The sequence below is a fragment of the Burkholderia sp. AU33545 genome (assembly GCF_020419685.1).
Classification (GTDB): Bacteria; Pseudomonadota; Gammaproteobacteria; order Burkholderiales; family Burkholderiaceae; genus Burkholderia; species Burkholderia diffusa.
The window spans coordinates 166,038-185,703 of sequence record NZ_JAIZRQ010000006.1 but is presented as its reverse complement, the minus strand read 5'-3'; the positions used below and the strand labels follow the sequence as shown (position 1 = coordinate 185,703).

At 67.6% G+C, this 19,666-nt stretch carries 17 protein-coding genes and 2 pseudogenes; 8 read left to right on the top strand and 11 right to left on the bottom strand.

The features are described from left to right. Window position 1: 1 nt before the first annotated feature. Complete coding sequence (locus LGM71_RS21010) at window positions 2-778, bottom strand: L-iditol 2-dehydrogenase (RefSeq protein ID WP_059607957.1); 777 nt, start codon at window positions 776-778, stop codon at window positions 2-4. Between LGM71_RS21010 and LGM71_RS21005 the strand changes: the two genes are divergently transcribed. The 5 genes and pseudogenes from LGM71_RS21005 (at window position 762) to LGM71_RS20985 (ending at window position 4,210) form a co-directional block, all read left to right on the top strand. Then, the gene (locus LGM71_RS21005) at window positions 762-998 is read left to right on the top strand and encodes a hypothetical protein (protein WP_226116255.1); all 237 of its coding nucleotides are present in this window, start codon (window positions 762-764) and stop codon (window positions 996-998) included. The genes LGM71_RS21010 and LGM71_RS21005 overlap by 17 nt on opposite strands. A gap of 108 nt (window positions 999-1,106) precedes the next feature. Continuing rightward, window positions 1,107-1,568, top strand: a complete 462-nt coding sequence (locus tag LGM71_RS21000) for a Fur family transcriptional regulator (RefSeq protein WP_059607956.1) — start codon at window positions 1,107-1,109, stop codon at window positions 1,566-1,568. A gap of 48 nt (window positions 1,569-1,616) precedes the next feature. Beyond that, entirely contained in the window at window positions 1,617-2,531 is a 915-nt protein-coding gene (locus LGM71_RS20995) for a metal ABC transporter solute-binding protein, Zn/Mn family (protein WP_175817672.1), read from the top strand. 13 nt (window positions 2,532-2,544) lie between these two features. Further along, window positions 2,545-3,060, top strand: a pseudogene (locus LGM71_RS33435) (ATP-binding cassette domain-containing protein); the annotation flags it as partial. A 367-nt stretch (window positions 3,061-3,427) separates the two neighbouring features. Beyond that, complete coding sequence (locus LGM71_RS20985) at window positions 3,428-4,210, top strand: metal ABC transporter permease (RefSeq protein WP_059607953.1); 783 nt, start codon at window positions 3,428-3,430, stop codon at window positions 4,208-4,210. Between the two features lie 110 nt (window positions 4,211-4,320). Here LGM71_RS20985 and fghA read toward each other — a convergent pair whose 3' ends face one another. The 3 genes from fghA to LGM71_RS20970 are packed head-to-tail and all read right to left on the bottom strand — an operon-like array spanning window position 4,321 to window position 6,853. After that, complete coding sequence (gene fghA, locus LGM71_RS20980) at window positions 4,321-5,169, bottom strand: S-formylglutathione hydrolase (protein WP_226116251.1); 849 nt, start codon at window positions 5,167-5,169, stop codon at window positions 4,321-4,323. Window positions 5,170-5,184: 15 nt separating this feature from the next. Continuing rightward, complete coding sequence (locus LGM71_RS33430; protein ID WP_413226894.1) at window positions 5,185-5,406, bottom strand: hypothetical protein; 222 nt, start codon at window positions 5,404-5,406, stop codon at window positions 5,185-5,187. A gap of 10 nt (window positions 5,407-5,416) precedes the next feature. Further along, window positions 5,417-6,853, bottom strand: a complete 1,437-nt coding sequence (locus LGM71_RS20970; protein WP_226116249.1) for a xylulokinase — start codon at window positions 6,851-6,853, stop codon at window positions 5,417-5,419. A 450-nt stretch (window positions 6,854-7,303) separates the two neighbouring features. On the opposite strand from LGM71_RS20970, the gene LGM71_RS20965 reads away from it, so the two are divergent. Then, window positions 7,304-8,680, top strand: coding sequence for a nucleobase:cation symporter-2 family protein (locus LGM71_RS20965; RefSeq protein ID WP_174906207.1), 1,377 nt, complete (start codon window positions 7,304-7,306; stop codon window positions 8,678-8,680). A gap of 255 nt (window positions 8,681-8,935) precedes the next feature. On the opposite strand, the gene LGM71_RS20960 is transcribed toward LGM71_RS20965, so the two are convergent. From LGM71_RS20960 to LGM71_RS20950, 3 genes are read right to left on the bottom strand one after another with little or no spacing between them, the layout of a single operon-like run. After that, window positions 8,936-10,459 (bottom strand): efflux transporter outer membrane subunit, encoded by a 1,524-nt coding sequence (locus LGM71_RS20960; protein ID WP_059607948.1) that lies wholly within the window; start codon window positions 10,457-10,459, stop codon window positions 8,936-8,938. Next, window positions 10,459-13,659, bottom strand: a complete 3,201-nt coding sequence (gene bpeB, locus LGM71_RS20955) for an efflux RND transporter permease BpeB (RefSeq protein WP_124621424.1) — start codon at window positions 13,657-13,659, stop codon at window positions 10,459-10,461. The genes LGM71_RS20960 and bpeB overlap by 1 nt, the downstream gene beginning before the upstream one ends. A 15-nt stretch (window positions 13,660-13,674) precedes the next feature. Beyond that, window positions 13,675-14,952, bottom strand: coding sequence for an efflux RND transporter periplasmic adaptor subunit (locus LGM71_RS20950; protein WP_124621422.1), 1,278 nt, complete (start codon window positions 14,950-14,952; stop codon window positions 13,675-13,677). 398 nt (window positions 14,953-15,350) lie between these two features. On the opposite strand from LGM71_RS20950, the gene LGM71_RS20945 reads away from it, so the two are divergent. Next, complete coding sequence (locus tag LGM71_RS20945; RefSeq protein WP_059607945.1) at window positions 15,351-15,992, top strand: TetR family transcriptional regulator; 642 nt, start codon at window positions 15,351-15,353, stop codon at window positions 15,990-15,992. Window positions 15,993-16,110: 118 nt separating this feature from the next. On the opposite strand, the gene LGM71_RS20940 is transcribed toward LGM71_RS20945, so the two are convergent. Further along, complete coding sequence (locus LGM71_RS20940; RefSeq protein ID WP_226116247.1) at window positions 16,111-16,764, bottom strand: cysteine hydrolase family protein; 654 nt, start codon at window positions 16,762-16,764, stop codon at window positions 16,111-16,113. A gap of 152 nt (window positions 16,765-16,916) precedes the next feature. On the opposite strand from LGM71_RS20940, the gene LGM71_RS20935 reads away from it, so the two are divergent. Beyond that, window positions 16,917-17,918 carry a helix-turn-helix domain-containing protein gene (locus LGM71_RS20935; protein WP_226116245.1) on the top strand — a complete coding sequence of 334 codons (1,002 nt, stop codon included), beginning with the start codon at window positions 16,917-16,919 and terminating at the stop codon, window positions 17,916-17,918. Window positions 17,919-17,971: 53 nt separating this feature from the next. Here the strand turns inward: LGM71_RS20935 and LGM71_RS20930 are convergent, their stop codons facing one another. The 3 genes and pseudogenes from LGM71_RS20930 to LGM71_RS20920 all read right to left on the bottom strand — a co-directional run bounded on the left by LGM71_RS20930 (window position 17,972) and on the right by LGM71_RS20920 (window position 19,647). Then, window positions 17,972-18,682: a CoxG family protein gene (locus LGM71_RS20930; protein ID WP_124900973.1), complete on the bottom strand. Its 711-nt coding sequence runs from the start codon at window positions 18,680-18,682 to the stop codon at window positions 17,972-17,974. A gap of 28 nt (window positions 18,683-18,710) precedes the next feature. Continuing rightward, window positions 18,711-19,071: pseudogene (locus LGM71_RS20925) on the bottom strand (DUF427 domain-containing protein). Window positions 19,072-19,209: 138 nt separating this feature from the next. After that, on the bottom strand, window positions 19,210-19,647 hold the full coding sequence (locus LGM71_RS20920) for a carboxypeptidase-like regulatory domain-containing protein (RefSeq protein ID WP_124900971.1): 438 nt from the start codon (window positions 19,645-19,647) through the stop codon (window positions 19,210-19,212). Between the last annotated feature and the right edge of the window lie 19 nt (window positions 19,648-19,666).

Genomic DNA, 19,666 nt, shown 5'->3' with positions numbered 1-19,666 from the left:
GTCAGCTCATCCAGTTGCCGCCGTCGACGTTCAGCGTCTGGGCGGTGATGTAGTCGGCGTCGGCCGACGCGAGGAACAGCGCGGCGCCCGTCAGGTCGCCCGGCACGCCCATCCGGCCGAGCGGCACGGCTTCGCCAACGAGCCGCTTCTTCTCGCCGAGCGGCCGGTTCTCATAGCGCGCGAACAGCGCATCGACCTGCTCCCACATCGGTGTGTCGACCACGCCCGGCGCGATGCCGTTCACGTTGATCCGGTGCGGCGCGAGCGCGAGCGCGGCCGACTGCGTGTAGCTGATCACCGCGGCCTTGGTCGCGCAGTAGTGCGAAACGAGCGCCTCGCCGCGACGCCCGGCCTGCGACGACATGTTGACGATCTTGCCGCCGCGCCCCTGTTCGACCATCCGCTGCGCGACGGCCTGCATCAGGAAGAACAGCCCTTTCACGTTGACCGCGAACAGCCGGTCGAACACGTCCCAGGATTCGTCGAGGATCGGGCGCATGTCGAACAGCGCCGCGTTGTTGAACAGGATGTCGACGCCGCCGAACCGCTCGACGGCGGTGGCGACGATCCGCGCGATATCGTCGCGTCGCGTGACGTCCGCGGTGACGGCCACCGCGCGGCCGGGGTTCGCCTCGATCAGCCGTGCGAGCGAACCGCCCGCGGGCTTCACGTCGACCAGCACGCAGCGCGCGCCCTCGTCCAGATAGCGTTGCGCGACCGCTTCGCCGATGCCGCTGGCCGCACCCGTCAGGATCGCGACCTTGTCTTCCAGTCTCACTGGTTGTCTCCGGTTCGTTCTGCTGTACGAAGGCCGCGAGGTGAGCGAACGCTCGCCGACCGATCAATTGCTCTCTTGTTGGTCGAATGATCGGATACGCGATTCACGCTGTCAAGGCGACACGGCGGCTTTCGATGATGCGCTGCGGCACGACTGCGCCGAGCGGCGCGCGGAGAACCGCGCCCGGCAAGGCGCGGCGCGCTGGGTGCGGCGCGGCTGAAACGGCGATGAAGGGGACACAGCCGGTGCGCGGGGCGGAATTCGGGCTGCACGACGAGAAGATACGTTATATCATCGCGATACTTCGTCTCATTGCCAGCTCCACGCCATGGCCACCTCATCGCACATCGACGCCCGGCTGTCCCGGGCCGACGCATTCGCCGCCGAGCACGGGCTCGCGTGGACGCCGCTGCGCCGCCAGGTCTACGAACGCGTGCTGGCCGCGCAGCGCCCGATCGGCGCGTACGACCTGCTCGCCGAGCTCGAGCCGCAGCGCGGCCGCGTGCCGCCGACGACCGTCTATCGCGCGCTGGATTTCCTCGTCGAGCACGGCTTCATCCACCGGATCGAATCGAAGAACGCGTTCTTCGCGTGCTGCGAGATCGGCGTGCCGCACGAAGGCCAGTTCCTGATCTGCGACTCGTGCGGCGAGACCGTCGAGATTCCGGGCAGCGACCTCGCGAAACAGCTGTCCGCGAGCGCGCCCGCGCACGGGTTCGAAGTCCACCACCAGGTCGTCGAGCTGAACGGCCTGTGCGGGCACTGCAAGGGCAAGCCCGCGCAACGCTGACACCGCACACGCGCGGCGCACGCGCCGCCCCTTCCAACGAGGAGTTTCATGTCCATTGCCCTGAAGCGCGCGCCGCGGCGTGCCCTGCCGCTTGCTCGTCTGTTCGCCGCCGCGGCCGCCGCGCTGTCGATCGCCTCACCCGCCTTCGCGCAGGCCGCGACCGTCAATGTGGTCGCCGCCGAGAATTTCTATGGCGACGTCGCATCGCAGATCGGCGGCCGCCATGTCGCGGTGACCAGCATCCTCAGCAATCCCGACCAGGATCCGCACCTGTTCGAAGCGAGCCCGAAGACCGCGCGCGCGCTGCAGCACGCGCAGGTCGTGATCTACAACGGCGCGGACTACGATCCGTGGATGGGCAAACTGCTCGGCGCATCGAAGCAGGCGAAGCGCGCGACGATCGTCGTGGCGGATCTCGTCGGCAAGAAGGCCGGCGACAACCCGCACCTGTGGTACGACCCGGCGACCATGCCGGCCGCCGCGCGCGCGATCGCGGCCGAGCTCGGCCGTGCCGATCCGGCGAACAAGGCCGACTACGACGCGAACCTGCAGAAGTTCGTCGCGTCGCTGAAGCCCGTCGACGACAAGGTCGCCGCGCTGCGCGCGCAATACAAGGGCGTGCCGGTGACGGCCACCGAGCCGGTGTTCGGCTACATGTCCGACGCGATCGGCCTCGACATGCGCAACCAGCGCTTCCAGCTTGCGACGATGAACGACACCGAAGCCAGCGCGCAGGACGTCGCCGCGTTCGAGAACGACCTGCGCAAGAAACAGGTGCGCGTGCTGATCTACAACAGCCAGGCCGAAGCGCCGATGACCAAGCGCCTGCTGAAGATCGCGCGCGACAGCGGTGTGCCGGGCGTGAGCGTCACCGAGACGCAGCCGGCCGGCAAGACCTTCCAGCAATGGATGGCCGGCCAGCTCGACGCGCTCGCGGCCGCGCTTTCCGCCAGCAAGAAGTGACCCAGTCAACACCATGACCGACACTCCCCACGCACTCGCACTCGATCGCGTCACGCTCGAACTGGGCGGACGCACGATCCTTCGCGACGTGAGTTTCTCGATCGAGCCCGGCGAATTCGTCGGCGTGCTCGGGCCGAACGGCGCGGGCAAGACGACGCTGATGCGCGCGGTGCTCGGTCTCGTGCCCGTCACGGGCGGCACGCTGTCGGTCGGCGGCGTGCCGGTCGCGCGCGGCAACGCGTCGATCGGCTACATGCCGCAGATCAGGAGCGGACTCGCGAATCGCCGGATGCGCGGCTACGACTTCGTCGCGATGGCCGCCGACGGCCACCGCTGGGGGCTGCCGCACACGAACGCCGCGACGCGGCGCGACGTCGACCGCGTGCTCGACCTCGTCGGCGGTACGACGCTCGCGCGCCGGCCGCTGTCGGAGCTGTCGGGCGGCGAGCGGCAGCGCCTGCTGCTCGCGCAATGCCTGCTCGGCAATCCGCAGCTGCTGCTGCTCGACGAACCGCTGATCAGCCTCGACCCGAACCACCAGCGCGGCGTCGTCGAACTCGTGCGCAACGTGCAGCGCGAGCTCGGCATCACCGTGCTGTTCTCCGCGCACGAACTGAATCCGCTGCTGAACGCGCTCGACCGCGTGCTGTATCTCGGCAACGGCGTCGCGGCGCTCGGCACCGTCGACGAGGTCATCACCAGGCCGGTGCTGTCGCGGCTCTACGGCTCGCCGATCGACGTGATGCGCGTGAACGGCAAGATCTTCGTGATGTCGGGCGACGTCGAGATCGAGAAGCACGACCACGAACACGAGGACGACGACGGCCACTCGCACGGCGGTGGCGGCGGACACGGCCATCACCACCACGGACACGCTCATCCCGGGCATTCGCACGATGTTTGAATACGACTTCATGATCAACGCGTTCGCCGCGTCGGGAATCGTCGCGGTGCTCGCGGGCATCGTCGGCTACTTCCTGGTGCTGCGCGGACAAACCTTCGCCGGCCATGCGCTGTCGCACGTCGGCTTTACCGGCGCGACGGGCGCGGTGCTGCTCGGCATCTCGCCGATCTGGGGGATGGTCGGCTTCACGCTCGCGGCCGGGATCGGCATGGGTGCGCTCGGCGAAAAACTCGCGGGTCGCGACGTCGCGATCGGCGTGATCCTGTCCGGCGCGCTCGGCTTCGGTCTGTTGTTCCTGCACTTCTATACGTCGTTCGCGACGCAGGTCACCGCATTGCTGTTCGGCAACGTGCTCGCGGTCAGCCGCGACACGCTCGCGGTGCTGGCCGGCATCGGCGCGGTGAGCCTCGTCGCGCTCGCGCTGATCGCGCGGCCGCTGCTGTTCGCGTCGCTGCAGCCTGAGCTGGCCGAAGCCAAGGGCGTGTCGCTGCGCACGGTGTCGGTGCTGTTCCTCGCGGTGTGCGCGCTCGCGGTGGCGGCGGCAACGCAGATCGTCGGCGTGCTGCTCGTGTTCACGCTGCTGGTCGGGCCGGCCGCGGCCGCGCAAAACGTGTCGACGCGGCTGTCGACCGGCGTGCTGCTCGCCGCGCTGTTCGCGCTGTTCGAAGCGTGGGCCGGGATCGCGCTCGCGTATCACACCGACTGGCCGACGAGCTTCTGGATCACCGCGCTGTCCGCGCTCGTGTATGGCGCGAGCCTGTTGCGGCGCCACTGATCGTCGAGCGGCGAAAACCAAAACGCCGGCGTAGCCGAAAGGCCGCCGGCGTTTTTGCATGCGCGCGCGACGTGCGGCGCGCACCGCGGGTCACGCGTGCCGCACCCCGCTCACAGTGAGAGCACGCGTGCGTGATGCGCGATGTGATCGGCGATGAACGTCGAGATGAAGTAGTAACCGTGGTCGTAGCCCGCATGGCGGCGCAGCGTCAGCGGCTGGCCGGCCTTCGCGCACGCGGCTTCGAATACGTCCGGGTTCAGCTGGTTCGCGAGGAACTGATCGGCGAGGCCCTGGTCGACGAGGATGCCGTCCGCGAACTTCGGCGCATCCGCGCGCGCGACGAGTTCGCTCGCGTCGTGCTGCTTCCACGCTTCGCGATCGTCGCCGAGGTAGCCCGAGAACGCCTTCTCGCCCCACGGGCAACGCGTCGGCGCGGCAATCGGCGCGAACGCCGACACCGATCGGTACAGGTCGGGGTGACGCAGCGCGAGCGTCAGCGCACCGTGCCCGCCCATCGAGTGGCCGAAGATCCCGAGCCGCGTGCCGTCGATCGGCAACTCGGCCGCGACAAGCTCGCGCAACTCGCCCGTCACGTACGACTCCATCCGGTAATGCGTCGACCACGGAGCTTGCGTCGCGTCGACATAGAAACCCGCGCCGACGCCGAAATCCCATGCATCGGTCTCGCCCGGCACGCCCGCGCCGCGCGGGCTCGTATCGGGCATCACGAGCGCGAGGCCGTGCTGCGCCGCGTACTGCTGCGCGCCGCCCTTGATCGCGAACGTCTCCTCGGTGCACGTGAGCCCCGCGAGATAGAACAGCGCCGACACGCGACCGTGCGCGGCCTGCGGCGGCAGGTACACCGAGAACTTCATCGGCAGGCCGATCGCCTTCGAATCGTGGCGATAGAAGCGTTGCTCGCCACCGTGGCAAGCATGCGAAGTAACGAGTTCGAGCATGGAGTTCCCTTCCGTTCAATACAGCACGATCGGGCGAATCGATTCGCCCGTCTTCATCGGGTCGGCGCCGCCGAGGAGCGTCTCGAGCGGCAGCGCGTGCGTGATCAGGTCGAGCCGTGCCGCGCGACACGGCGATACCGGAGTGTGCCCGTCATGATCCCCGATCCCGCCGCCCGTCGCGTGCGGGAAACAGCCTCCGGCTTGCCGCGACGCGTCACCGCTGTCGCGACAGGACAAGTGCCCGAATTTAAACGCCGGTCGTGAACCACGCATCCGTTCGCGCATACAGATCGACGAAACGCGCATGGCGTGCGGCCAGCGCGCGATCGTCGTGCGGTGCGGCGACCGGCGACGCGGTCGGCGCCAGCGTGCGCAGCGCGTCTTCGCGCCAGTGTCCGATCGCGACGCCCGCGAGCAGCGCGGCGCCGCGCGTCGCGGCGTTCGGGCAATCGACCGCGTCGAGCGACGCGCCGAGCGCATCCGCGAGCAACTGACGCCAGCGCGGATCGACCGAGCCGCCACCGGCAAGGCGCAGCGTCGTCACCGGATCGACCCGGTTCGCATCGCGAATCGCATCGAGCCCCGCGCGCAACGCGAACGCGACGCCCTCGAACGCAGCGCGCATCATCGCGCCGCGCGTGTCGCCGAGCCCGAGACCGAGCCAGCCGCCGCGCGCGTCGGGATTCATCCACGGCGAACGCTCGCCCGTCAGGTACGGCAGGAAGCAGACCCGCTCCGACGCCGGCCGGGCGAACGCGTCGTCGTACGCATCCGGCCAGCCCGGATAGCCGAGCCAGCCGCGCACGGCTTCGAGCGCGAGCCCGACATTCTGCATCGCGGCCATCGTGTAATAGCCGCCGCCCGCCGCCGTGCGATAACGATGCAGCCCGCGCCGTGCGGGCGGCAACCTGTCCGCGAGCACGACGATCTGGCCACCGCTGCCGGTGGTCAGCAGCGCGTCGCCGGCCGCGACGAGCCCGCTGCCGAGCGCCGCGCACGCCGTATCGGCCGCCCCCGTCGCGAGCGGCACGCCGGCCGGCAGCCCGAGTGCCGCCGCGGCCGTCGCATCGAGCACACCGCAGCGCGCACCCGACGCCCGCTCGGGTGCGAACCGGTCGACGGGCAAGCCCAGCGCGTCGATCAGCGCCGTATCCCACGCGCCGTCCGGCGTCGCGAGCGCCGTCGCGCATGCATCGCTCGGATCGGCCGCGATCTCGCCGCCCAGCGCGACGCGCAGCCAGTCCTTCGGCTGCACGGCCCAGCGTGCGTCCCGCAACGCGTGCGGTTCGTGTGCGGCCAGCCAGCGCAACAGGGGGCCCGCCATGCCGGGCGCGACGGGATTCGGCGCGTCCGGCCAGTCGGCCGCGTCCGCTTCGCGCACCGCGCGCGTATCGGGCCACAACAGCGCGGGCCGCACCGGCTGCCCGGCCGCGTCGATCAGCACGACGCCATGCATCTGGCCGGAGAAGCCGATCGCCGCGACCTGCGCGCGCTCACCGGCCGGCAGCCGCGCAGCGGCGCGCACGAGCGCCTGCCACCACACGTCGGGGGCAATTTCGGCCCAGCCCGGCTGCGGCGACGACAATGCATAGGGTTGGCTCGCAACCGCGCGCTCGACGCCATCGGCATCGAGCGTGACGAGTTTGACGGAGCCGGTACCGAGGTCGATTCCGAGCAGGCGCATGACGGGTTGGCGTATTCGAGTGAACGGATATCGATGATAGCGGGATCGCGACATGCGGCCCGACTTGCTCGGCGCTTTTAACACCCTGGCGACGTGAAAAACGCAGCCGCGCACCATCGGTTTCACCCGGCCACGCGTTACGCGCCAGAACGGCCGCCAGCGGGTTAACCCGGCGCGATTTTCCACCGGTCGTTTTTTCCACTATGCCACGGTCGCGATACACACAATAAAGCCGCCGATATTTGACATGGCGGCATGCACTATTTTGAAGGGCTATAAAACCGGGGAACCTCACTCCAGCGGCAGTTTCCCGATGATCGACACCCTGTTTCATGCCGAAATGGCATATCGAACCAGCAAAGAACGGAATAGAACCCAGTGCTCTTGTTGCGATGTTCCATTCCGCATAACTTCGTATCACCCCGAAAACAAGATCATGGAGTGAGACAGATGCAATCGAACACGGTCCATCCGTGCGATGAGGTGCTGCCGACCGGCAAGCTTGTAACGCTTGGTCTGCAGCACGTCCTCGTCATGTACGCCGGCGCCGTAGCCGTGCCGCTTATCGTCGGCGGCGCGCTGAAGCTGCCGAAAGACCAGATCGCGTTCCTGATCAGCGCCGATCTGTTTTCGTGCGGTATCGCCACGCTGATCCAGACGCTCGGCCTGTGGATCTTCGGGATCCGCCTGCCCGTCATCATGGGCTGCACGTTCGCGGCCGTCGGCCCGATGATCGCGATCGGCACCAACCCCGGCCTCGGCATTCTCGACGTCTTCGGCTCGACCATTGCCGCCGGCATCATCGGCATCGTGCTCGCGCCGATGATCGGCAAGCTGTTGCGATTCTTTCCGCCGGTCGTCGTCGGCACCGTGATCGCGGTGATCGGGCTCTCGCTGATGGAAGTCGGGATCAACTGGGCAGCGGGCGGCGTCGGCAACCCCGAATACGGCAGCCCCGTCTACCTCGGCCTGTCGCTGCTCGTGCTCACGCTGATCCTGCTGATCAACAAGTTCGGCCGCGGCTTCCTCGCGAACATCTCGGTGCTGCTCGGCATCGTCGCCGGCTTCGTGATCGCGTTCGCGATCGGTCGCGTGAATACCGACGGCGTCGCGCACGCACCGTGGGTTGGTTTCGTGATGCCGTTCCACTTCGGCCTGCCGCATTTCGACCCGCTGTCGATCGCGACGATGGTCACGGTGATGTTCGTCACGTTCATCGAATCGACCGGCATGTTCCTCGCGGTCGGCGACATGGTCGATCGCCCGGTCAACCAGGAGCGCCTCGTGCGCGGCCTGCGCGTCGACGGCCTCGGCACGCTGATCGGCGGCATCTTCAACTCGTTTCCGCATACGTCGTTCTCGCAGAACGTCGGCCTGATCGGCGTGACGGGCGTGAAGAGCCGGTTCGTCTGCGCGACGGGCGGCGTGATCCTGGTGCTGCTCGGCCTGTTCCCGAAGATGGCGCAGGTCGTCGCATCGGTGCCGCCGTTCGTGCTCGGCGGCGCGGGCATCGTGATGTTCGGGATGGTGGCCGCGAACGGCATCAAGGTGCTGTCGAAGGTCGACTTCGTAGACAACTCGCACAACCTGTTCATCGTCGCCGTCAGCGTCGGGATGGGCCTCGTGCCGGTCGTGTCACCGCACTTCTTCTCGAAGCTGCCGCCCGCGCTCGCACCGATCCTGCACAGCGGCATCCTGCTCGCGTCCGCCACCGCCGTGATCCTGAACATCGTGTTCAACGGCGTGAAGGCAGAGAAGGACGCACGTTGCGAGATTCGCCGCGCAGGGCACGACTTCGACGGACGCCCGGCCGACGTGCATCACTGATCGATCCGCCCCGGATGCGCCGGAACATGGCGCGATACGGTAGAGGAAAAACGCCACGGCTTGCCGTGGCGTTTTGCTTTGTGGCGAGTGGTTGGGCGGCGATAGCAGTGGTGCCGGTGATGACGATCCGCGGTCGCTGCAAACCAAACTGGCCGCAAAAAAACGCCACGGACTTTCGTCCGTGGCGTTGTCGTATCCCGAGAACCGCGACCTCGGCGAACCGGAGCGGTCGCCCGCCCCTGCCCGCCTTCGTGCTTACCCGTTCGTCGCCGCTGCCGACGCAGGCGCCGGTGCGGCCGCCTTGTCGTAGTCGACCGTTTCGTCCGGTGCGCGCGGCGTCTCGCCGGCGCGCTGGATCCAGCCGCCGCCCAATGCGCGGTAAAGCGTGACCAGGTTCGTCCAGCGTGCCAGACGCGCGCTGATCAGCGACTGCTGCGCCGAGTACAGGTCGGTCTGCGCAGTCAGCACCGACAGGTAGCTGTCGACACCATTCTTGTAGCGCAGGTCCGACAGGTCGAAGCGACGCTGCTGCGCGTGCTCGTTTCGCTCGAGCGCGGCGATCTGCTGATCGTACGTGCCGCGTGCAGCCAGCCCGTCCGACACTTCGCGGAACGCCGACTGGATCGCCTTCTCGTAGTTGGCGATCTCGATACGCTTCTGCACGTTCGCGAGGTTCAGGTTCGCGATGTTCTGCCCGCCTTCGAAGATCGGCATCGTGATCTGCGGCGCGAATGACCACGCCGCCGTGCCGGCCTTGAACAGGCCGCCGAGCGTCGGGCTGCCGGTGCCGAACGCGCCCGTCAGCGAGATACGCGGGAAGAACGCCGCGCGTGCCGCGCCGATGTTCGCGTTCGCGGCCAGGAGCGTCTGCTCGGCCTGCATCACGTCAGGACGACGCGTCAGCAGGTCGGACGGCAGACCGGCCGGCACGTCCGTCAGCAGGTTCTGCGCATCGAGTGGCATGCCCGCCGGCAGATCGTCCGGCAGCGGCTCGCCGATCAGCAGCACCAGCGCGTTCAGCGCCTGCGCACGCGCACGCGCCTGCGCCTGCTGGTTCGCGAGCGCCGTCTCGACGACCGTCTGCGCCTGACGCAGCTCGAGCTCGGAGCCCGTGCCGTTGTCGAACTGCAGCTTCGTCAGGTCGTACGACGCCTGTGCCGTCTTCAGCGTGTTCTCCGTGACCTGCAGCAGGTCATCGGTGGACAGCAGCGTCAGGTACTGGTCCGCGACCTGCGACACGAGCGAGATCTCGGCAGCCTGCCGCGCATACGACGTCGACAGGTACTGCGCGAGCGCCTGGTCCTTCAGGCTCTGCACGCGGCCGAACAGGTCGAGTTCCCACGACGCCGAAACGCCGACGTTGTAGGCGCGCGAGATATACGGCGCACCCGTCTGCGACAGGCCCTGCGGCACGCGCTGGATGCTGCCCGTGCCGGTGCCGTCGAGCGTCGGGAACAGGCCCGCGCGCGTGATCTGGTACTGCGCGCGCGCCGCCTCGATGTTCAGCACCGACACGCGCAGGTCGCGGTTGTTCTTCAGCGCGATCTCGATCAGCCGCTGCAGGCGCGGATCGACGAAGAATTCGCGCCAGCCGATGGCGGTCGCCGCCTGGCCGTTCGCGCTGCGCGCGCCGGCAGCGCCCGGCTGCGTCGCATAGACGCCGCCGGCCGGGTACGCCTGTGCGACGGGCGCGTCGGGCCGCTTGTAATGCGGCGCCATCGTGCAGCCCGTGGCAAAGAGCGCGACCGCGATTGCAGTCAAAGCGTGTTTTTGCATCATCACTGTCCCTTGTTGCCTTCGTCGCCGTTGCCCGGCTTCTCTTCGTGGTGCGAGTGCTCCTGAGCGAGGCGCAGCGCCTGATCGACGTCTTCCTTCTCGCCGCTGAAGATCGCGCGGATCTTCACGAAGAACATCGGGATCATGAAGATCGCGAGGAACGTCGCCGTGATCATCCCGCCGATCACGCCCGTGCCGATCGCGTGCTGGCTCGCCGAACCCGCGCCGTTGCTGATCGCGAGCGGCATCACGCCGAGAATGAACGCGAGCGACGTCATCAGGATCGGACGCAGCCGCAGGCGCGCTGCTTCCAGCGCGGCCTCGATCGGCCCCATCTTCTCCGTCATCTGCAGTTCGCGCGCGAATTCCACGATCAGGATCGCGTTCTTCGCGGACAAGCCCACGGTGGTCAGCAGGCCGACCTGGAAGAACACGTCGTTCTCGAGGCCGCGCATCGTCGCCGCGAGCAGTGCACCGATCACGCCGAGCGGCACCACCATGATCACCGAGAACGGGATCGACCAGCTTTCATACAGCGCCGCGAGACACAGGAACACGACGAGGATCGAGATTGCATACAGGATCGGCGCCTGCGAACCCGACTGGATTTCCTGGAACGACAGGCCGGTCCACGAATAGCCGATACCGACCGGCAGCTTCTTCGCGAGCCCTTCCATCGCGGTCATCGCCTGGCCGGTCGACTTGCCCGGCGCGGCCTGACCCTGGATTTCCATCGCCGACACGCCGTTGTAGCGCTCGAGCTTCGGCGAACCGTACGTCCAGTGACCGGTCGCGAACGCGCTGAACGGCACCATCCCGCCCGACCCGTTGCGCACGTACCAGATGTTCATGTCCTCCGGCGTCATCCGGAACGGCGCGTCGGCCTGCACGTACACCTTCTTGATCCGGCCGTCGGTGTCGAGGAAGTTGTTCACGTACTTCGACGCCCACGCGATCGAGAACGTCTGATCGATCGCATCCGCCGTCACGCCGAGCGCATTCGCCTTCTCGCGGTCGATGTCGACCTTGTACTGCGGCGTGTCGTTCAGGCCGTTCGGGCGCACGCCCTGCAGCGTCGGATCCTTCGAGGCCATCCCGAGAAGCTGGTTACGCGCAGCCATCAGCGCGTCGTGGCCAAGACCGGCGTTGTCCGTCAGCTCGAAGTCGAAGCCCGCGGCCGTGCCGAGTTCGGGAATCGACGGCGGGTTGAACGGGATCACGATCGCGTCCTTGTAGCCCGCGTAGCGCCCGAACATCCGGCCGATCAGGGCCTGCACCTTCTGGTTCGCATGCTGACGCTGCGAGTAGTCCTTCAGTCGCACGAACACGAGACCCGAGTTCTGGCCGCGACCCGCGAAGCTGAAGCCGTTGACCGTGAACGCCGATTCGACGATTTCCTTCTCGTCCTTCAGCAGGTAGTCGGAAATGTTCGCGAGCGTCTTCGCGGTCGTTTCCTGCGTCGAGCCCGACGGCGTCTGCACGATCACGAACATCAGGCCCTGGTCTTCATCCGGCAGGAACGACTTCGGCAGGCGCACGAACAGCAGGCCGACCGCGACGATCACGACCAGGTAGATGATGAGCCAGCGGCCCGAACGCTTGATCACGTGGTGCACGCCGACGTGGTACTTGTCGCGGCTGTTGTTGAACGTGCGGTTGAACCAGCCGAAGAAGCCCTTCTTCTCTTCGTGATGCCCTTGCGGGATCGGCTTCAGGATCGTCGCGCACAGTGCGGGCGTCAGAATCAACGCGACCAGCACCGACAGCACCATCGCCGACACGATCGTCAGCGAGAACTGACGATAGATCGCGCCGACCGAACCGCCGGAGAACGCGACCGGCACGAACACCGCCGACAGCACCAGCGCCACGCCGACGAGTGCGCCGGTGATCTGGCCCATCGCCTTGCGGGTCGCCTCCTTCGGTGACAGGCCCTCTTCCGCCATCACGCGCTCGACGTTCTCGACCACCACGATCGCATCGTCCACCAGCAGGCCGATCGCGAGCACGAGGCCGAACATCGACAGCGTGTTGATCGAGAAGCCCACGAGCGACATGATCGCGAACGTGCCGAGCAGCACCACCGGCACCGCGATCGTCGGGATAATCGTCGCCCGCAGGTTCTGCAGGAACAGATACATCACGAGGAACACGAGCACGATACCTTCGAGCAGCGTCTTGACCACTTCCTCGATCGACAGCTTCACGAACGGCGTCGTGTCGTACGGATACTTCACGACGAGGCCGTGCGGGAAGAACGGTGCGAGCTCGTCGATCTTCGCGCGCACGGCCTTCGCGGTCGCGAGCGCGTTCGCGTTGGTCGCGAGCTGGATACCGAGTGCCGCGGTCGGCTGACCGTTGTACTTCGTGTCGAAGTTGTAGTTTTCGCCGCCGAGGCCGATCTGCGCGACGTCCTTCAGGCGAACCTGCGAGCCGTCCTGGTTGACCTTCAGCAGGATGTTGCCGAACTGCTCGGGCGTCTGCAGCAGCGTCGATTCGGTGATCGTCGCCTGCAGCATGGTGCCCGGCTTGGCCGGCGTGCCGCCGATCTGGCCGCCCGCGATCTGCACGTTCTGCGCGGTGATCGCCGAGCTCACGTCGACCGGCGTGAGGCCGTAGTTCGTCAGGCGGGTCGGGTCGAGCCAGATCCGCATCGCGTACTGCGAGCCGAACAGCGTGACGGTGCCGACGCCGTTCAGCCGGCTGATCGGATCCTTCACGTGCGACGCCACGAAGTTCGCGAGGTCGTACTTGTTCATGCTGCCGTCTTCGGAGTTGAAGGCGAGCACCAGCAGGAAGCTGCTGCTCGACTTCGTCACCGACAGGCCGAGCTGCTGCACGACCTGGGGCAGAACCGGCGTCGCGAGCGACAGCTTGTTCTGCACCTGGACCTGCGCGATGTCGGCGTTGGTGCCCGGCGCGAACGTCAGCGTGATCGTCGCGTTGCCCGAGTCGTCACTGGTCGACGACATGTACAGGAAGTTGTCGAGACCGCTCATCTGCTGCTCGATCACCTGCGTCACCGTGTCTTCCACCGTCTTCGCGGAAGCGCCCGGGTAGTTCGCGGTGATCTGGATCGATGGCGGCGCGATCGTCGGATACTGCGAGATCGGCAGCGTGAAGATCGCCGCGACCCCGGCCAGCATCAGGATGATGGCGATCACCCACGCGAAGATCGGGCGATCGATAAAAAACTTTGCCATGAAACAGGCTCCCTGTTATTGCGCGCTCGAAGCAGCGGCGGCACTCGCCGGCGCGGCGCCCGATGCGGCAGCACCGGACGCGGCGGCGGCGCCGGAACCGGCGGCAGCCGGCGCGGCGGTGGCAGCGGCGACACCCGATGCGGCACCGGCCGCCGGGGCGAGTTGTGCCGCCACCGACTTCACGGTCGCGCCCGGACGCACCTTCTCGCCGCCCTGCACGATCACGTGGTCGCCCGCCTGCAGACCGCCTTCGACGATCCAGTCCTGGCCGCGCATGCCCGACGTCTTCAGCGTACGCGGCTCGACCTTGTTGCTCGCGTTCACCACCATCGCGATCGCCTGGCCCTTCTGGTCATGCGTGACGCCGATCTGCGGCACCAGGAACGCGTTCTCGTTCACGCCTTCCTCGATACGCGCACGCACGAACATCCCCGGCAGCAGCACGCGGCCCGGGTTCGGGAAGACCGCGCGGATCGTCACCGAGCCGGTTGCCTGGTCGACCGTCACGTCGGAAAACTGCAGCTTGCCGACTTCCGAATACGTCTTGCCGTCCTCGAGGATCAGCGACACCTTCGCCGCGCCCGGACCACTCGTCTTCAGGCGGCCGCTCTGCACGTCCTGGCGCAGCTTCAGGCCCTCGAGGCTCGATTGCGTGAGGTCCACGTACACGGGGTCGAGTTGCTGCACCGTCGACATCAGCGTCGCCTGGCTCGCCTGCACGTAGGCGCCCGGCGTCACTTGCGAAATGCCGACGCGGCCCGTGATCGGCGAGACCACGTCCGTGTAGCCGAGGTTGATCTGTGCGGTATCGACCGCCGCCTTGCCGGCCGCGACGTCCGCCGCGGCCTGCCCCTGGGTGGCCACCGCGTTGTCGTAGTCCTGCTTGCTGACCGCGTTCGCGGCCACGAGCACCTTGTAGCGCGCGACCAGCGCGTTCTGCGTGACGAGGTTCGCCTGCGCCTTCGCGAGCGTCGCCTTCGCGCTGTTCAATGCCGCGATGTACGGCGCCGGATCGATCTTGTACAGACGCTGTCCAGCCTTGACGTCGGTGCCTTCGGTGAACTCACGACGCAGCACGATGCCGTCGACCCGCGCGCGGACCTGCGCGACGAGGAATGCGCTGGTACGGCCCGGCAGTTCGCTGAAGACCGGCACGGCTTGCGGCTGGACGGTGACGACGCCGACTTCCGGCGTTTGCGGCGGCGGTGCCGATTCTTTTTTTCCGCATGCAGCCAGAAAAACCGCGGCTGCCGCGACAGTGATCAAGCGGTATGGAACCCGTTCGACGCGCATGGAGCGACCTCTGTGTATAACCAATGGAATAAGTGCAGCACCCGACGGGAGCGCAACACGGATGCGCCTCGCGGCGCAGATCGAACACCTGAATTACTGGACTACTGGATACAGCAAGTCGGCACGAGACCTCCATGCCGACGAGATGCCGCGAACTGCGGACTGGTACTTTGGCGGGAATCAGCAGAGTGGGATATTAACTGATTGCCACTTTGGTCATTCGATCGTAGGGTGGTATTGTATATACATTCACGAATGTATGTAAAAAGCCCGCTCGCCCGTCGCCAACCGCTAGGTCTTACGAATTATTACCAGTCGCAAGCATAGCCCGTCCGCACAGCGACGACGAGGGTTGCCGACCCTATATTCACCTACGATCGATCCATTCAGGCCTGCACATGGTCAGACGCACCAAGGAGGAGGCGCTCGAGACGCGCAACCGCATTCTCGACGCCGCCGAACACGTGTTCTTCGAGAAGGGCGTGTCGCACACGTCGCTCGCCGACATCGCCCAGCACGCCGGCGTGACGCGCGGCGCGATCTACTGGCATTTCGCAAACAAGAGCGAGCTGTTCGACGCGATGTTCGACCGCGTGTTCCTGCCGATCGACGAGCTCAAGCGGATGCCGCTCGACGCGCCCGGCGGCAATCCGCTGGAGAAAATCCGCAAGATCCTGATCTGGTGCCTGCTCGGTGTGCAGCGCGACTCGCAGTTGCGGCGCGTGTTCAGCATCCTGTTCATGAAGTGCGAGTACGTCGCGGACATGGAGCCGCTGCTGCAGCGCAACCGTGCGGGGATGAGCGAGGCGCTGCACGCGATCGATGCCGATCTCGCGGGCGCCGTGCGGCTCAAGCTGCTGCCCGAGCGGCTCGACACATGGCGCGCGACGCTGATGCTGCACACGCTCGTCAGCGGTTTCGTGCGTGACATGCTGATGCTGCCCGACGAGATCGATGCCGAGCAGCATGCGGAACAGCTCGTCGACGGCTGCTTCGACATGATGCGTTACAGCCCGGCGATGCTGAAGACGAGCGACTGACCGACGGCCCCTCCGCCGGCGCGCCGCGCGCCGCGTCATCGCGACCGGCCGGTCGATCCGGCCACGCGCAGACGGCGGCGCCGCTCCGCCCGGTCGCCCCCTGCCCTCCCCGATTCGCTCAGGCGGCCTTCGCGCGTTGCGCGCGGGCCCGCCGGTTCGACGCGGCCACCGAATCGCGCGCCGGCATCGCCGCGCCGCCGAGCCCCGCGATCCATTCATCGGTCGACATCACGGCCGCGAAATTCGACTGAAACACGACCGTGTACGCGCGGTGAATCTCTTCGGCACTCGCCGCACCCGCGCCATTCACGTACGGCAACGCGCCGGTCGCGTCCGCCAGATACTCGACGGCGAGCCCCGCGTGCGCCGCGTGATAGACCGTCGACGCATTGCAGTTGTGCGTCATGTAGCCGGCGACCGCGAGCGTGCCGATGCCGTGCGTGTCGAGCCATGCGGCGAGATCGGTGCCGGCGAACGAACTGGCCTGCGCCTTCACGATCAGGTGCGCATACGGCCGGTCGGCGACGACCGGATGCAGCGCGACGCCGTCCGTCCCCGGCGCGAAGATCGGCGCACCCGCCGGCGCGACATGCTGGACGACGATCACGGGCACGCCGGCCGCGTGCGCGGCGTCGATCGCGCGGCCGATGTTCGCCAGCGATGCGTCGACGGGCGGATATTCGATCGGCAGGTTGCCCGTTACGTATTCGTTCTGGACATCGATCACGATCAGCGCGCGGCGGGAAGCGGAAGGCAATATGGCATTCGACATGGCAGGCTCCGGTTTCGGCAGCGCCGCCCCGCTCCGGAACGGGGCGGCCAGCAGCGCGATGCGATGCATTGTCGGATCGCATCGCGCAGACGGACAGTGGCCCGATAGCCATTCTTCGATAAAATCGGGCCATCGCCATTCCGGAGCCCGTCATGCGCGCCGCCGCGTCGTCCGTTGCCCCTACCCCGACCGTCGTCGCCGTGATCGCGTACGACGGCATCAGCCCGTTCCACCTGTCGGTGCCGTCCGTCGTGTTCGGCAAGGAACGCGATGCGGCCGCGATGCCCGCGTTCGAGTTTCGCGTGTGCTCGGCCGAGCGCGGCCCGCTGTCGACGACGGGCGGCTTCACGATCACCGCACCGTACGGGCTCGATGCGCTCGACGACGCGGACATCGTCATCGTGCCGGCATGGCGCGATCCCGACGAAGCACCGCCTGACGTGCTGGTCGATGCAGTGCGCGCGGCCGCCGCGCGCGGCGCGCAGGTCGTCGGCCTGTGCCTCGGCGCGTACGTGCTCGCCGCGGCCGGGCTGCTCGACGGACGCCCGGCCACGACGCACTGGGCGTGGGCCGACGACTTCGCGCAGCGCTTTCCACGCGTGAAGCTCGACCCCGATGTGCTGTACGTCGACGACGGCAACCTGATGACGTCGGCCGGCACGGCCGCGGGGCTCGACTGCTGCCTGCACGTCGTGCGGCGGCGCTTCGGCTCGGACGCCGCGAACCGGATCGCGCGCCGCCTCGTGATCCCGCCGCACCGCCAGGGCGGGCAGGCGCAATACGTGCCGCAGCCGGTTGCCGCGCACCCGCGCGATGCGCGGCTCGCGGGCCTGCTCGACTGGGTGCGCGCGCATCTGGACATCGCGCACAGTGTCGATTCGCTCGCCGAACGCGTGCTGATGAGCCGGCGCACGTTCACGCGCCACTTCCTCCAGGCGACGGGCACGACCGTCACCGCGTGGCTGCAGGCCGAGCGGCTCACGCGCGCACAGCATCTGCTGGAAACCACGGGACAATCGATCGACGCGATCGCACAGGCGGCCGGCTACGGCTCGAGCGTATCGCTGCGCCAGCATTTCGCGGGCTCGCTCGGCACGTCGCCATCGGCCTATCGGAGGGAATTTCGCGGCGCCGGGCCCGATGCGCGGCGCTAATGGCCGCCGCGCCGCCGGCGTCCGGCCGGGTAACGCGGTGGCACGCCGGCCGCTCAGACGCCGTTGATCCAGCGCGCCGCATACAGCAGCAGCGCGACGAACACGACGATCGCCGCCCACGCCCAGACAGGCAGCGGGCCGGATTCGCGATGATGCACGGCGCTCGCGACGCGGCCGCTCAGCGCGCCGCCAAGGTGCGGCGGCAGCGGACGCTTCGCCGCGGCCATCAGCGACGCGGGCCGCAGGAACACATGCTGGCGACGCTGCGGGCGCGAACGCGCGCGGTTCGGCACGAGACCGTGCTTCGCCTGCACGACCGCGCAGAATTCGCGGAAGAAATCGTCGGTCCACGCGAACAGCGCATTCTCGATCTGCCGCGCCGGCAGTTCGGCAAGCGGGCCGCTCGCCGTCGCCCACACCACATATTCGATGCGTGTCGCAGCCGCGTCGTCATCGTCCGGCCGCAGCACCAGCTCGACCTGCCCGCGCACCGCGCCGAGGCCGTCGGCCCGCGCCTTGAAGTTGAGCACGCGGCGCGGCTGGCCTTCCGCGTCGCCCTGCTCGCTCGCCAGATGCGCACGCACGTCGTAGCGGGCACGCAGCGGGCCGAGCGGCACCGTGATGGTCAGCGCGAACTCGCCGTGCGCGTGCTTCACGAACGATTCGCAATGGTCGAAGCTCGCCCGCAGCAACGCGAGATCCTCGAGTGCCTCCCGCACGACGGTCGGCGCGAGCGGTACGCGCAACGTGTCGTTCAGTTCCATGATGCCTCCCCGATGAACACGCGCCGCATCAGGACGTCTCGATGAGACTGTCGACCCGCGCGACATCGAAGGCGACGTAGTGCGCAAGCGCGGACGCGGTCTCCCCCCGGTTCCTCGTAACTCCATGCGGCGTTCTCGATCACGCCGTCTTCCGTCTGCAGGTTGAAATACACGGCACGGCCCCTCAGCGGACAATCCGTCGTGACGCTCGACATCACGAGCCTGTGCATGTTGACGTCGCCGCGCGGCAGGTAATGGATGTCCGGCAGGCCCGTTTCGCGCACGGTCAGCGCGCCGTGTGAATCGGCATACGTGATGCCGCGATGGATCACGCGCACGCGATGGCGGTTCGGTACGATTTCCAGGCGAGGGTCGGCAGCATCGGACATCGTTTCTCCTCCGGACGGCGGCCCCGGCGGGCAAGCCGGGCGCAGGAAACGAAAAAGCCACGGCACAGGTGCCGTGGCTCTCATTATGGGCGAAACCGCCTCCGATTGCGCGGCCTGACCGCGCCCGCGCGCGATGCGCTACTGCGCACTCCACTGGAACGCGGCCTTCGCCCCGCCCTTCGCACCGACCGTGACCGCGCGCGATTCGTCGCTGCCCTGGTACGCCGCATGCACCGTGTAGCGCCCAGGCGGCAGCTTGACGAGCATGTACGGCCCGCGCGCGTCCGTCGTCAGCAGCTCGGTGCCCTTGCTGTCGACGATCCGCACATGGACGTCGGCCAGATATTCGCCGCCCTTGCCGGTGAAGCGCAGTGCGAGCGGCCACGCCGCCTCGTTCTGCTCGAATGCCGTCGATTGATCCTTGCCGATGCCGCCTGACACGTAGCTGACATCGCCCTGCTGGCTCGCCGCGGGCAAGCCGTCCGATTGTGCGTACGCGCCGGACGCGGCGACGGCGCAGCCGGCGGCCAGCGCCGCGGCGGCGGCAAATCGGGACACGTTGCGTAGATATTGCATGGCTCCCTCCTTTCGGGTC

Excerpts from the sequence above, each read along its gene's own strand:
- LGM71_RS20985 (WP_059607953.1), top strand. The coding sequence starts at position 3,428 with ATGTTTGAATACGACTTCATGATCAACGCGTTCGCCGCGTCGGGAATC.
- LGM71_RS20960 (WP_059607948.1), bottom strand. The coding sequence starts at position 10,459 with ATGATGCAAAAACACGCTTTGACTGCAATCGCGGTCGCGCTCTTTGCC.
- LGM71_RS20995 (WP_175817672.1), top strand. The coding sequence starts at position 1,617 with ATGTCCATTGCCCTGAAGCGCGCGCCGCGGCGTGCCCTGCCGCTTGCT.
- LGM71_RS20935 (WP_226116245.1), top strand. The coding sequence starts at position 16,917 with ATGCGCGCCGCCGCGTCGTCCGTTGCCCCTACCCCGACCGTCGTCGCC.
- LGM71_RS20940 (WP_226116247.1), bottom strand. The coding sequence starts at position 16,764 with ATGTCGAATGCCATATTGCCTTCCGCTTCCCGCCGCGCGCTGATCGTG.
- LGM71_RS20950 (WP_124621422.1), bottom strand. The coding sequence starts at position 14,952 with ATGCGCGTCGAACGGGTTCCATACCGCTTGATCACTGTCGCGGCAGCC.
- bpeB (WP_124621424.1), bottom strand. The coding sequence starts at position 13,659 with ATGGCAAAGTTTTTTATCGATCGCCCGATCTTCGCGTGGGTGATCGCC.
- fghA (WP_226116251.1), bottom strand. The coding sequence starts at position 5,169 with ATGCTCGAACTCGTTACTTCGCATGCTTGCCACGGTGGCGAGCAACGC.
- LGM71_RS20970 (WP_226116249.1), bottom strand. The coding sequence starts at position 6,853 with ATGCGCCTGCTCGGAATCGACCTCGGTACCGGCTCCGTCAAACTCGTC.
- LGM71_RS20930 (WP_124900973.1), bottom strand. The coding sequence starts at position 18,682 with ATGGAACTGAACGACACGTTGCGCGTACCGCTCGCGCCGACCGTCGTG.
- LGM71_RS20920 (WP_124900971.1), bottom strand. The coding sequence starts at position 19,647 with ATGCAATATCTACGCAACGTGTCCCGATTTGCCGCCGCCGCGGCGCTG.
- LGM71_RS20965 (WP_174906207.1), top strand. The coding sequence starts at position 7,304 with ATGCAATCGAACACGGTCCATCCGTGCGATGAGGTGCTGCCGACCGGC.
- LGM71_RS21000 (WP_059607956.1), top strand. The coding sequence starts at position 1,107 with ATGGCCACCTCATCGCACATCGACGCCCGGCTGTCCCGGGCCGACGCA.
- LGM71_RS20945 (WP_059607945.1), top strand. The coding sequence starts at position 15,351 with ATGGTCAGACGCACCAAGGAGGAGGCGCTCGAGACGCGCAACCGCATT.